This is a genomic window from Peptoniphilus sp. HMSC062D09 (assembly GCF_001811425.1).
GTDB lineage: Bacteria > Bacillota > Clostridia > Tissierellales > Peptoniphilaceae > Peptoniphilus_A.
This window is the reverse complement of the sequence record NZ_KV804685.1, coordinates 126,821-139,635: the sequence shown is the minus strand read 5'-3', so window position 1 is coordinate 139,635 and position 12,815 is coordinate 126,821. Positions and strand designations below refer to the sequence as shown.

General features: G+C 33.3%; 10 protein-coding genes and 1 other annotated feature. Of the genes, 1 reads left to right on the top strand and 9 read right to left on the bottom strand.

All coding sequences use genetic code 11. The features are described from left to right. Nucleotides 1-56: 56 nt before the first annotated feature. The 4 genes from ileS to HMPREF2801_RS00885 form a co-directional block, all read right to left on the bottom strand. Nucleotides 57-3,158, bottom strand: a complete 3,102-nt coding sequence (ileS, locus tag HMPREF2801_RS00900) for an isoleucine--tRNA ligase (protein WP_083303687.1) — start codon at nt 3,156-3,158, stop codon at nt 57-59. 53 nt (nt 3,159-3,211) lie between these two features. Continuing rightward, nucleotides 3,212-3,400 (bottom strand) — a binding site (T-box leader). Beyond that, nucleotides 3,395-3,802, bottom strand: a complete 408-nt coding sequence (locus HMPREF2801_RS00895; protein WP_070610105.1) for an RrF2 family transcriptional regulator — start codon at nt 3,800-3,802, stop codon at nt 3,395-3,397. Its footprint overlaps the feature before it by 6 nt. 36 nt (nt 3,803-3,838) lie before the next feature. Then, entirely contained in the window at nt 3,839-5,116 is a 1,278-nt protein-coding gene (locus HMPREF2801_RS00890) for an NAD(P)H-dependent oxidoreductase (protein WP_070610101.1), read from the bottom strand. 86 nt (nt 5,117-5,202) lie between these two features. Next, a complete protein-coding gene (locus HMPREF2801_RS00885; protein ID WP_070610099.1) occupies nt 5,203-6,396 on the bottom strand; it encodes a BaiN/RdsA family NAD(P)/FAD-dependent oxidoreductase in 1,194 nt (397 codons plus the stop codon). A gap of 91 nt (nt 6,397-6,487) precedes the next feature. Between HMPREF2801_RS00885 and HMPREF2801_RS00880 the strand changes: the two genes are divergently transcribed. Further along, entirely contained in the window at nt 6,488-8,122 is a 1,635-nt protein-coding gene (locus HMPREF2801_RS00880; RefSeq protein ID WP_070610097.1) for a putative manganese-dependent inorganic diphosphatase, read from the top strand. A 56-nt stretch (nt 8,123-8,178) separates the two neighbouring features. On the opposite strand, the gene HMPREF2801_RS00875 is transcribed toward HMPREF2801_RS00880, so the two are convergent. The 5 genes from HMPREF2801_RS00875 to efp form a co-directional block, all read right to left on the bottom strand. Then, nucleotides 8,179-8,736 (bottom strand): hypothetical protein, encoded by a 558-nt coding sequence (locus HMPREF2801_RS00875; protein WP_070610096.1) that lies wholly within the window; start codon nt 8,734-8,736, stop codon nt 8,179-8,181. A 10-nt stretch (nt 8,737-8,746) separates the two neighbouring features. Next, nucleotides 8,747-10,504: a DUF4153 domain-containing protein gene (locus HMPREF2801_RS00870; protein ID WP_070610094.1), complete on the bottom strand. Its 1,758-nt coding sequence runs from the start codon at nt 10,502-10,504 to the stop codon at nt 8,747-8,749. A 90-nt stretch (nt 10,505-10,594) separates the two neighbouring features. Then, the gene (locus HMPREF2801_RS00865; RefSeq protein WP_070610092.1) at nt 10,595-11,863 is read right to left on the bottom strand and encodes a dihydroorotase; all 1,269 of its coding nucleotides are present in this window, start codon (nt 11,861-11,863) and stop codon (nt 10,595-10,597) included. 68 nt (nt 11,864-11,931) lie between these two features. Further along, on the bottom strand, nt 11,932-12,240 hold the full coding sequence (locus tag HMPREF2801_RS00860; protein ID WP_019124538.1) for a CD1247 N-terminal domain-containing protein: 309 nt from the start codon (nt 12,238-12,240) through the stop codon (nt 11,932-11,934). A 12-nt stretch (nt 12,241-12,252) separates the two neighbouring features. Then, a complete protein-coding gene (gene efp, locus HMPREF2801_RS00855) occupies nt 12,253-12,810 on the bottom strand; it encodes an elongation factor P (RefSeq protein WP_019124539.1) in 558 nt (185 codons plus the stop codon). Nucleotides 12,811-12,815 lie beyond the last annotated feature (5 nt).

Sequence of the window (12,815 nt, the reverse complement as noted above, 5' to 3'; positions counted from 1 at the left end):
AAAATCACAAAAAGTAAGGCTCCAGTTTTTTTCACCAGAGCCTTACTTTAATTAATTTACATTTTTTCTATTTCAATTTTTATGTCGTGACCGTTTAGGTTTTCTACTTCTGCATCAACATCAGCCTGTACTAATTCTTTAGCCAAGGTTTCTGTCTTAATAAATTCTTCTTCAGAAGCAAGAGCCTTTTCCACTTCTTCGTCAGACTTATAAGTTATCTTTATGTTGTCTAAGATTTCTAAATCTTTTTTCTTTCTAAGTTGTTGAATTTTTGATACAAATTCTCTTACATAACCTTCATTAAGAAGTTCATCGTTAAGCTCAGTGTCTAGGATAACGAAAAGATTATTTTCCATTACGACGTCAAAGCCTTCTTTTGCACTAATTTTTACTTCAACATAATCTTTTTTGATTTCAGTTTCTTCTCCAGCGATTTCAAGCTTTACATCGCCTTCATTTAATTTAGCAAGAAGTTCTTTTGCATCAGTTTCTCTTAAATATTTGCCAAAGTCCTTAACCTTTGAACCTAAGATACTTCCGCAAACTCTAAAGTTTGGTTTAAGTTCAAATTCCATATATTCAGAAAGATTATCTTCAAATCTAACATCCTTAACATTAAGTTCTTCTTTAATTAAGTCAGTTAAGTCCCCAATAATTTCCTTATACTTTCCATCAATTATAACTTCTGAAAGTGGTTGTCTAACTTTAATCTTAGCTTCTTCTCTTGATGCTCTTCCTAGTGTTACAAGATCTCTTACTAAGTCCATTTTTTCTTCAACCTTGTCGTTAATCATATTTTCGTCATAAGTTGGATAGTCTGTCAAGTGAACAGATTCTTCATCTGTAAGTGACTTAAATAATTCTTCTGATATAAATGGAACTATTGGTGCAATTAATTTTGTAACGCCAAGTAAAACTTCGTAAGTTGTCTTATAAACTGCAAGCTTAGTGTTGTCCTTGTCAGTTTTCCAGAATCTTCTTCTATTTCTTCTGATGTACCAGTTGGAAACATCTTCAATTACAAATTCTTGGATTTCCCTTACAACCTTTGTAAGTTCAAATACTTCCATGTCTTCTCTTACAGTCTTTACAAGTCTATTGTATTTTGAAAGTAACCATTTATCGATTTCTTCTAAATCTTCATAGCTTACTTTGTGTTCTCTTGGGTCAATGTTATCTGTATTGGCATATAGACTAAAGAAGTTGTAAGTGTTTCTTAGTGATCTGAAGAATTTTGATTCAATTTCACGAAGTCCATCTTCGTCAAATTTTGTTGGAGTCCATGGTGGAGATACATAAAGTAGATACCACCTAACTACATCGGCACCATACTTGTCAAAGAGTTCAAAAGGTGCAACTGTGTTTCCTCTTGACTTTGACATTTTCTTTCCTTCCTTGTCGAGGATAAGGTCATTTACAAGAACATTTTTGTAAGGACTCTTGCCTGTCATATAAGTTGATATTGCAATTAGTGAGTAGAACCAACCTCTTGTTTGGTCAATACCTTCTGATATAAAGTCTGCTGGGAAAAGTTCATCAAAGTTGTCCTTGTTTTCAAATGGATAGTGCCATTGAGCAAAAGGCATAGCACCTGAATCAAACCAAACGTCAATTACGTCAGCTTCCCTTGTCATTTCTTTACCACACTTAGGACATTTTAAGTGGATGTCATCTACATAAGGTCTGTGAAGTTCTACATCAGCTGGCACATCTTCAACAGCCTTATTTCTAAGGTCTTCAATTGAGCCAACAGATTCAGTGTGACCACATTCACATCTCCAAATTGGAAGTGGAGTTCCCCAGTATCTTGATCTTGAAATTGCCCAGTCATTTAAGTTTTCAAGCCAATTGCCAAATCTCTTTTCACCGACAAAGTCTGGGAACCAATTTACTCCATTGTTGTTTTCAATTAATTTATCCTTAAACTTAGTTACTTCAATGTACCAAGATGGATGTGCGTAATAAATTAATGGAGTGTGACATCTCCAGCAATGTGGATAATTGTGAACCACTTTTTGTTTTGAGAACATCAAGTCATTGTCCATTAAGTAGTGAAGCACTTCGTGGTCTGCGTCCATTACAAATTGGCCCTTCCAAGGTGTATCTGTAAATTTACCTTCTTCATCAACTGGTTTTAGCATTGGAAGGTCGTAGCCCCTTGCAGTTTGATAGTCATCTTCACCAAAGGCTGGTGCAATGTGAACAATACCAGTACCATCTTCAGTAGTTACATAGTCAGCACAGATTACATAAAAGGCCTTCTTGTCTGGTACTAAGAATTTAAGAAGTTGTTCATATTCCACGTACTCTAAATCTTTTCCAAGGAATTCTTCTATAACTTCAAATTCATCGTCTTTAAATACAGCCTTAGCAAGTTGCTTTGCAAGATAATAAATATTGCCATCAGCGTGCCTTGCTTTTATATATTCAACCTTTGGATTTACAGCAAGGGCAACATTAGATGGTAAAGTCCATGGTGTAGTTGTCCATGCCAAGAAATATTCATTTTCCTTATCTTTTAATTTAAATTTACAAGTTGCAGTAGTTGTTTTGATTTCTTCATAACCTTGTGCAACTTCGTGAGATGCAAGACCAGTTCCACATCTTGGGCAGTATGGCACTATTTTATGTCCTTCATAAATTAGTCCGTCCTTAAACATCTTGTCTAGTATATGCCAAACTGATTCTATATAAGTATTTTCAAGAGTGATGTAAGGGTGATCTAAGTCTATAAGATAGCCCATTCTCCTAGTAAGAGTTCTCCATTCTTTTTCATATTCAAAAACAGATTCCTTACATTTTTTGTTAAAATCTTCAACTCCATAGGACTCAATGTCTTGCTTGTTGTGAAGACCAAGTTTCTTTTCCACTTCAATTTCTACTGGTAGACCATGAGTGTCCCAGCCCGCTTTTCTCTTAACCTTATATCCAAGCATTGTGTGATATCTGCAAGTTAAGTCCTTTAAAGTTCTAGCCATGACATGGTGAATGCCTGGCTTGCCATTTGCAGTTGGAGGTCCCTCATAAAAGATATAACTTTCACCATCTTCTCTTGATTCTACAGATCTGTGCAAAAGATCAATTTCATCCCAAAATTTTGAGATTTCTTCTTCTCTCACACTTACCTTGTCCTTAGACAATTCTTTAAAATTTTTCATCTAAAACTCCTTATTCTTCCAAAATTTTTATAAAAAAAGTCCCCTCTCAAATGAGAAGGGACGAACTAGCCGCGGTACCACCCTAATTATAGGTAACTATCACTTAATTTTTTAACGCAAATGCGCAAAGGCTTTTAACCTTTGAGCTCCGAGGTGATCTATAAATTTACAAAACACAGTTTCGCACCAAACAACTGCTCTCTTAGTTTCTTAAAATTTACCGTCCTCATCAAAGCTTATATAAAATTGTCAATTGTTTGATTTTTAAACATTTTAATAATGTTTGATTGCATCATGGCAAGTGTAGTGTGGAATTTGCAGTTTTTTACTTCACTAACTTTGTTTTTATTACAATAGTTATCACCTTGCAAGCACCTATTAATTACAATAGGCCCATCTACCGCTACAAGTATGTCGTATAATGTTATGTCTTCTTTTGGTTTTTTCAGATAATATCCACCCTTAGAACCTCTTTTTGCATCAGTTATTCCTGCTAAATTTAATTTTCTAAGTATTCTAAGAGTAAATCGTTTTGTAACGCCTTCACTTTCAGCAATTTGTGGCGCTCCAACGACTTTACCCTCGTTCCTAGCAAGATAACTTACAATTCTAAAGGCATAATCTGTTTCTTGTGTTATTCTCATATCATCACCTATTGGGGAATATTATATCAGATTTGTTTACTTTTTGAAATACTTATCTTGTTTTTTTCTCAATTTTACTATTTCTGAGCTTTCATTTAATTTTAAATCTTCATAAGTGAGTAAACTTCCCTTTTTAATATCCTTAAGAGCCATTGCTCCTTCAGTTATTATTCCTATTGGCACGTGGTTTCCCTCTACTTGATCTTCTTTTCTTTCGAGAGTTCCAAAAATCATTCCTCCGCCAATAGAATCAAGCATCTCGCCCTTTTTTATATCTCTTTTAGCAACTGCTACAGTTTCTGCATAGGGCTCTCCCATTGGTGCAATAGATGCATCTCTTAGGACAACTGCCTTTATTATAGAAACTATAGTCTCAATGCTAGTCAAGTGATAAGGTCTATATATGGTATAATTTGGACCTTGACCCATGGATAGGTACTTCATTTCTTCATCTATAATATTAGATTTTGCTTTTACTACAGCAAAGACTCCAGGAGCAATTCCCGTAGCAAAATCAACAACGCCATAGGAATTTAAAATTCCACCATCTTCTTTTAATTTATAGTCATCTGCAATTTTCTTTGGACTGGTATCTACAAAGTGACAACCTCTTATGTCTGGTACAAAACCAAGAGCATTGCAAACTGCGTTTAACTCTATCATAGTATTCGTTCCATCGACAAAAGATGTGAGCATTCTTGGATTGATTCCCTTTTTATCTGCAGCTTCCTTTAAACTTTCTGGACTTGCATAATTATTTAATTCATTGTTTTTACCCTTGCCAAGGACTAAAACTTCAAAGCCACAGTTCTTTGCAAATTCATAAATTTCTACAATGGCGCCAGGTTCGTCACCCTTGGTGCCAGAATAGACTATCCCCTTTTCATCAGCCATAACCTTAAGAATTGGACCAACTGTAGCATCCATTTCAACATTTAGACTGACTATGTCAACACCATTTTCAATTGCAGCAAGGGATAATTTTGTTCCCGTTTCTGTATCACCAGTGCAGTCTACTAGGCAATCAACAAGAGTCGCCGCAATTAAATTATTAGTAGTAGCTATATATTTTTTTTCTTTTAAAAGAATTTTTGCCTCTTCCAAATCATCTGTAAAGGCATAATCTTTTTTATCTATATTTGCTGAATCTATTGCATTTTTAAGTGTAACTTTATTTCTTGATGAAAAAACTATGGGATAAAAATTTTCATTTTGACTTAACAAAGTAAATAGGGATGTGCCCATAATACCTGAGCCCACTATTCCAACAGAAATATTCCCATATTCCTTTAATTTTTTCTGTAAGTAAAACATTCTTCCTCCAAATTTATATGAGTGATTAAAATTTTTTTACGCCAAAATTATTTTAATCTGAATTAACTTCTATTGCAAATATTTTGTTAGTTTTTTACACTTAGGATTTTGCCAAGTCTGTATCCAGAGGCAAAGGCAAAGTGTAAATTGTATCCGCCACAGTCTCCATCAATATTAAGTGCTTCACCAATAATATATAGGTTCTCAAATTTTTTAGCTGAGTAGTCGTGGCAATTTATTTGGCTTAAATCAACGCCACCCCTCGTCACTTGAGAATTTTTAAAACCTGTTGTGCCAATTACCTTAAAGCGAGACTTCAATAGAATTTCTATGATTTTTTGAAAATCTGCCATAGAGATCATATTCATGGAAATTTTTTTGTCTAAATTTAAAAAATCGACGATGTAATGAATAAACTTTTTATCTACAATTCCCATTAAATATTCTTCAAGAGAAAAATCCGGGAACATATAGTACCTGCTGTAAAGCATGTCCACTGTCTTTTCATCTACATTATTTATAAGTGGCACTTCAATAAAATTATCTTCAGAAATATTTACTGACAAGTCTAAAATTGGTGGTCCACTTATTCCATAATTGGTAAATAAAATTTCTCCCCTTCTCCTGTCGATTTCTTTATTTCCCTTAAATAATTTTGCCTCTCCAAGAACTTTTGTCCCACTAAGGTGTTTTAAGTATTTAGACTCCAACTTTACTTGAGTGAGGGCTGGCTTTAGGTCTGTTATCTTCAAGCCAAGTTTTTTTAGAATTTCAAAACTTCTGCCATCAGAGCCACTTACTGGCATGGACTTTCCACCAAAGGCTGCAATTACCACATCAGCCTTAATTGTTTCACCATCAGTAATTACATCAAATCCACTTTTGTTTTTTTTGATTTCCCTTACTTCAGTATTTGTCCTAATGTCGATGTCCTTTTTCTCAAGCCAATAAATTAAAATATTTAGGACAGAATTTGCCTTTAAGGTAAGAGGATAGACCCTATTGCCATCTGTGGTGGACTCAAGCCCCAAGACCTTAAAATAGTTTATCAGGTCTTCATTGGAAAAATCCTCTAATGTCTCTCTCACAAAATCTTTTGAAGAATAATTTTCTTCTGACAAAATTAAATTTGTATAATTGCATCTGCCATTTCCTGTAGCCAAGAGTTTTTTTCCAATTCTTTCGTTTTTTTCTATTAATATTACCTTGTTATTTTCATTTTTTGCATTTATGGCAGCAACCATTCCTGCTGGCCCTGCACCAATAATTATTATATTCATAGTATCACAGATAAATTATATCCTAAAATTATAAAAATTTACAATAAATAAGGAAATTTGTGCTATAATGACTAAGAATTTTGGAGGAATTATGAAAAATAAAATTTATATAACAGGTCACAAAAATCCTGACACAGATAGTATATGTTCCGCCATCGCCCTTGCAGAATTAAAAACAAAAATTGGCGAAGATGCTGAGGCAATTAGACTTGGCAACTTAAATAAAGAAACTGAATTTGTACTTAAACATTTTGGCGTGCAAAAACCAAGACTAAAGACTTCTATAAAGCCTCAAGTTAGAGATATCGAAATAGACGCTGCCTATTGCGTTAATCCAAGCCTTTCTATGGCATCGGCAATGGATTTGATTCAAAAAAATAATATCAACTCCTTGCCCGTTGTAGACGACGATGACAACTTAATTGGTATTGTTAGCTTATCTAACATTGCTTCAACTTATATGGAAATTTGGGACGACTCAATCATTGGAAGAAGTAATACAAGCTTTGAAAATATTTTAGATGTGCTTAGAGGAAAGGTCCTCTATCTTCCAGAAAATCCAAGAAAATTATCTGGCAAAATGGCAGTCAAAGCTATAAAAAATCAAGATTTAATTAATGAAGGTGACATTGTAATAGTTGGAGACGATGTAAAAGACCAAGAATCAGTAATAAAAAAGGGCATCTCCCTTTTGATTTTGACGATTTCAAGTAAGCTTGACGACAAACTTTTAGAGCTTGCCAAGGAAAATAATGTTGCCGTAATCTCAACTGGATTATCAACTTTTATGGTTGCAAGAATTTTGCCACAAGCAGTTCCAGTTGAATATGTAATGACAAGAGATGACTTAGTTGTCTTTCACAAGGACGACTTAATCGACGATGTCAGAGAAAAAATGGCACAGTCAAGATTTAGGTCCTATCCAGTTCTTGACAACAAAAACAAAGTAATTGGAAATATTTCCCGTTACCACTTAATTTCAAATTTGAGAAAGAAAATAATTTTAGTGGACCACAACGAAAGGAACCAATCCATTGACGACATTGATTCTGCAGAAATTGTGCAAATTGTAGATCATCACAGAGTTGCAAATATTTCTACCTCTTCTCCAATATACTTTAGAAACGAACCTGTAGGCTCAACAGCTACTATAGTCTCAAAAATGTTTTTTGAAAATGGCATAAAACCATCTCGCGAAGTTGCAGGTCTTCTCTGTGCAGCAATTATTTCTGACACACTTCTATTTAGGTCACCAACTTCAACAGAGACGGATAAGTATGTCCTTAACAAAATGAAAAAAATTGCAGCTATTGATGTAGAAGAATTTGCCATGGAAATGTTTAAAGCAGGCACAAGTCTTGAAGGAAGAAAACCTGACGAACTTTTAAAGTCTGATGTTAAAAACTTTTCCATTGAAGGAGTAAATGTTAGAGTCTGCCAAATTTTTACTATGGACTTGGAAAGCACAGCCTCTGTGGAAAAAGATTTAAAGGAAGCCATGGAACACTTCATAGAAACTTCAGATGCCGAAACCTTTGTCCTCATGATTACAGATATCTTTAAAGAAGTTTCAGAAATAATTTTGGCAGGAAGTTTTAAAGAAGCAATTGCAAGAAAATTTGATAAAGAACTTGTTGATGACAAATTTTTATCAGAGGGACTTCTGTCAAGAAAAAAACAACTTCTTCCAAAAGTAAGCGCTGCTATTTCTGAAGAACTTTCATAATTTTAAATCAAAAAATAAGAGCCTATCATTTTTGATAGACTCTTTCTTTTTTTGTTTTATTTAGAGCATTCTCCCTGGCAACCGCAAGAATTATCATCGCCCTTATCAGGCTGGCAATTACAATCATGGTTATGCTCATGGTGGTGGTCATGTTGATGGGCTTCTTCCTCATCATCTTCACTCTCTTCTATATAGACATTTAAGTCCCTTATGCCATAGACTTTTTCAAGTTCTTCTGAAAAGGCAACTACAGATTTTTCGTCAAAGCCATAGATGTAAACTTCACTGCCATAATTTAAAATTTCTAATTTCAAAATCCCATCGTCATAAAGACTTATGCCCATAAAGTTTAGGGCTGTCTCACCAATTAAGTTTTCTAAAATCATTTTTTTGAAGTCTTCGTCGATTATTCCCTGAAAAATATACTCATATCCATCTTCGTCTGAATAAACTGCAAATTCTTCAACTAATTTTTTTGACTTTTTATCATCTTTTAAAATTTTTATTTGATAGGAATCGCATTTATTTAAATATATTTTAAGAATATCAGAAATTGGTCTAAGGTCAATTTCATCATCGATAAAGACATCATTTTCAAAATTTATATAATACAAAAAATCACTCCTACTTAGTCAAAAGATAAAATTCGATATAGGCATCATCAAGATTATCTTCACTTCCAAAATAAATATTTGTAAATAAAACTTTATATCCATCTTTTTCTATTGCCAAATCTTCAAGCTCAATGCGGTCCTTAGTCTTGTACAAAAGTTTTAAATTATCTCGAAGTTTGGCCATGTCGATAGTCATAATTGTTTTGTAATCACTTTTTGATTTTTTATAAATTTTTATTTCTTTTTTATCTTTTTCAAATTTATAATTTCCTGAGCTTACAACATCGTCAAGGGAATAAACATAAATTAAATGTTTGTAGCCCTCAATGTCAATGTCAAATCCAAGCTCGCTATCTGTAGGCAAATTATCTGTGTAAGAATAGCCAAGGTAATTTTTGCTTTCAATAATATTGGAGAAGCCAAAAAGTTTTGTAAAGCTGTCTTCATTTAGCTTAAAATCCTTTGGCATATAGGATAGTTTGTCCACCCTATCTGTCCTTACCATGTAGCTTACTATGTCCACAATTTGACTTTTTGCATCGGATTCAATATTTATGTTGGGTTTTATTTCTTCTCCTGCAATCATCTTATTGTCCCTTAAAAGTTTTTCGAATCTAGCATTTTGTGACCTTATGCTAAGACTTGTGGCTGATGCAGGACCAATACCTGTTATTAAAATTATTACTGACAAAAATATTGGAATACTTATATTTGAATTTTCTCTGTAAAAAATATAATAGATTAGAGAAAGGAAGATCCAAAGTCCCACTGCAATTACAATATACCTATTTTCAGTCATTCCATATTCTTTGATTCTCAAATAAATTGCAAAGAACATCATTCCCAGTAGCGGAAAAAGTGTAAATGGAAAAACTATTTTAAATTTATTTATAAAAGTAACAGTCTCCACTCTGGAAAGGAAAAATAAATATACAATTGAAAAACTTGCAAACCAAATAACTAAATTTACAATTAAATTATTTGGAATTTGCCAAAGGACTAATATCTTTACAAAGTAGGCTAGTAAAATTGCCGTATAAATAATTACGATTGGAGTAATTATATAGACTAAGAGAATTCTAAAAGCCTTTGGATATTTGTAATCTGTGAAGGAATCTCTCACCTTTGGAAAATCAGAGAAAAATGTCACCACATTAAATAAAATAAAGGAAAAAATTGCAACTCTCAAATATACTGAAGACCCAAAATTAAATTTAAATAAGCTGTTAAGTGCAAAAATAATTCCACTTATACCTATAAAGACAATAAAGCTGTAAATATTTGAAATTATAAAAGCCCTCAATATCTTTGCGACATAGGCGACAAAATCCTTGTGATAATTAAATTTTCCAACAAAGGAAGATCCAACAACTAGGGCTGCAATTAAGGTAAAGTATATAAAATTATTGTCATAAAATGCCATGACTTTGTTTTCATGATATACAAGCTCATAAACCCCATATAGAATTGGAAGAGTTATTACATAGGATAATATTTTAAATAAATTATTATTTTTTAAATTTTTTAGGTCGTAATAATTTCTAAGACCCTCATTAAATAATTTAATAAAGGCGTAGAGAAAAATTCCAAAAACAAAAACTAGACCAAAGCTCATCATCTTGTTATTATATGCTTCTGCGTATTCATCGAAAGTTGACAAGATTAAAAATATTGTGGCAAGTATTGCTGAAATTATTGTGAGTGGAAACCTTTTAAAGGTGTTTTTAATACTATTAAAATTAAGTAATGTAAAATTAAAAATTTTCATAATATCCTCCTAATTTTAATAATATATCAAGGACCTTGATTTTTAAAGCTTTTGGATTAAATCTTTGTCATTGTATCCACTTTGACATATTTATTTTTTATAGACAAGCTTGCCCTCAGAGATAGTATAAAGAACCTCTCCCCTTAAATTTTTACCTGCGAAAGGACTGTTAGAGGACTTTGATTTAAATTTTTCAATTTTATATTCACTTTCAAGGTCAATTATAGCCAAATCTGCAAGCTTACCTACTGCAATTTCTCCACCTTCAAGTCCATAAATTTTTGCTGGGTTTGTACTCATGAGTTCAATTAATTTCATGAGAGAAATTTCTCCACTTAGGACTAAATTTTCATAGCAAATGGAAAAAGATGTCTCTAGTCCAATAATTCCTGATGGTGCCTTTGTGATTTCCTTGGCCTTTTCTTCAGTGCTGTGAGGAGCGTGGTCTGTTGCAATAATTTCTATTGTGCCTTCCTTTATGCCCTCAATGATTCTCAACCTGTCTTCTTCACTTCTTAGTGGTGGATTCATCTTTGCAAGAGTGCCGTATTTTAATACTGCCCTGTCATTTAAGGCAAGGTGGTGTGGCGTAACTTCTGCATAAATATTTGCTCCCATGGATTTTCCAAATTTAACAAGATCAACACCTAGCCCTGTAGAAATATGCTGAATGGAAATCTTGGCTCCAGTGTAAATTGCCATGGCTACATCTCTTGCTATAAAAGATGTCTCAGCAATAGTTGGCGAGCCATAAATATCTAATTTTTCGGAAACTTCTGAATGGTTTATTCCATTTTGTTCAATTAAACTTGGATCTTCTTCGTGAAAAGAAATTATTGCCCCTAATTCTTTTGCGCTATTCATGGCATCTACTATTAGTTTAGAATTTCTATTGGGGATTCCATCGTCAGTAAAGGCTAGGGCTCCCGCCTTAAAATTTTCTTCCATGTCCACAAGCTCTAAATCAGAAAAATTTCTCGTTAGAGCAGAAACTGTATATACTTTTAAGGGAAGATCGCGTGCCTTTTTGTAGTGGTCAATAATCTTTTCCTTGTCGTCAATTTTTGGGCTAGTGTTTGCCATTTGCACAACACTTGTAAAACCACCAGCTATGGCAGCCTGACTTCCACTTTCTAAATCTTCCTTATAAGTTTGCCCTGGGTCTCTAAAGTGAACATGGACATCAACAAGTCCAGGGACAAGAACTTTACCTCTAGCGTCAATTATTTCTTCGCCTGGAAATTTTCTCTCATCAATATCTTTTTCTATTTCAATTATTGTTCCCTTTTCAATTCTTATATCTAAAATCTCATCTGTTTTTGAAAGAGGATCTATCACTCTTCCGCCTTTTATAATCATATTTTCTCCTATTAAAAAATTTTTATCCTAAAAAAGACGAGGAAACCCTCGCCTTTTAAAAAATTTAATTATTCTTCTTCGCTATCTTCTTGGTCTTCGTCATAGATTTCTAAATCATCAAAGTCGAAATCATCATCGTATAGATCAAAATCCATGTCTTCATTTTCATAAACATAATCTTCTAGATCTGAAAGATCTTCTTCAATGATGTCAACATAGTCTTCGATTTCTTCACGAGATTCTCTCATTTCATCAATAACATCGCTTAAGATATCTACAAGTTCAGATATAATTTTGCCTTCGTTAGTAGTTGTGTCCAAATCATATCCGTCACAAAGACCTTGTAAATATGATATTCTCTTTAATAAATATTCCATATTACCTCCAAATTAAACTCTAGACATATATTCGCCATCTCTTGTGTCAATTCTTATAACGTCGCCTGTATTAATGAAAAGTGGTACATTAAGAGTGTAACCTGTTTCTACAGTTGCAGGTTTAGAGCCACCACTTGATGTATCTCCTTTGACACCTGGTTCAGTTTCTGTAACTTCTAGTTCTACAAAGTTTTGAGGTGTAACTCTAAATGGTTTGCCCTTGTAGAAGTTAATAGTTGCCATATCATTTTCCTTCATGAAATTAAGAGCATCTTCAACCATGTCTTTTTCTAGTGGAATTTGTTCGTAAGTTTCTTGATCCATGAAGTAATAAAGTGCTCCATCAGAATATAAGTATTGCATTTCTTTATTTTCAATTACAACTTTTTCAAATTTTTCTGATGGGTTAAAAGTTGTGTCTTTAATGCCACCAGTAAGTACTGATTTAATTTTACTTCTTACAAAAGCTGCACCCTTACCTGGCTTAACGTGTTGAAAGTCTATTACAACCCAAACATCTCCGTCCCATTCAAATGTAAGTCCTTTTCTTAAATCTCCTGCTGTTATCATATTTT

Bases quoted from the DNA above. Each gene is read 5' to 3' on its own strand.
- ileS (WP_083303687.1), bottom strand. From the start codon at position 3,158: ATGAAAAATTTTAAAGAATTGTCTAAGGACAAGGTAAGTGTGAGAGAA.
- HMPREF2801_RS00895 (WP_070610105.1), bottom strand. From the start codon at position 3,802: ATGAGAATAACACAAGAAACAGATTATGCCTTTAGAATTGTAAGTTAT.
- HMPREF2801_RS00890 (WP_070610101.1), bottom strand. From the start codon at position 5,116: ATGTTTTACTTACAGAAAAAATTAAAGGAATATGGGAATATTTCTGTT.
- HMPREF2801_RS00885 (WP_070610099.1), bottom strand. From the start codon at position 6,396: ATGAATATAATAATTATTGGTGCAGGGCCAGCAGGAATGGTTGCTGCC.
- HMPREF2801_RS00880 (WP_070610097.1), top strand. From the start codon at position 6,488: ATGAAAAATAAAATTTATATAACAGGTCACAAAAATCCTGACACAGAT.
- HMPREF2801_RS00870 (WP_070610094.1), bottom strand. From the start codon at position 10,504: ATGAAAATTTTTAATTTTACATTACTTAATTTTAATAGTATTAAAAAC.
- HMPREF2801_RS00865 (WP_070610092.1), bottom strand. From the start codon at position 11,863: ATGATTATAAAAGGCGGAAGAGTGATAGATCCTCTTTCAAAAACAGAT.
- HMPREF2801_RS00860 (WP_019124538.1), bottom strand. From the start codon at position 12,240: ATGGAATATTTATTAAAGAGAATATCATATTTACAAGGTCTTTGTGAC.
- efp (WP_019124539.1), bottom strand. From the start codon at position 12,810: ATGATAACAGCAGGAGATTTAAGAAAAGGACTTACATTTGAATGGGAC.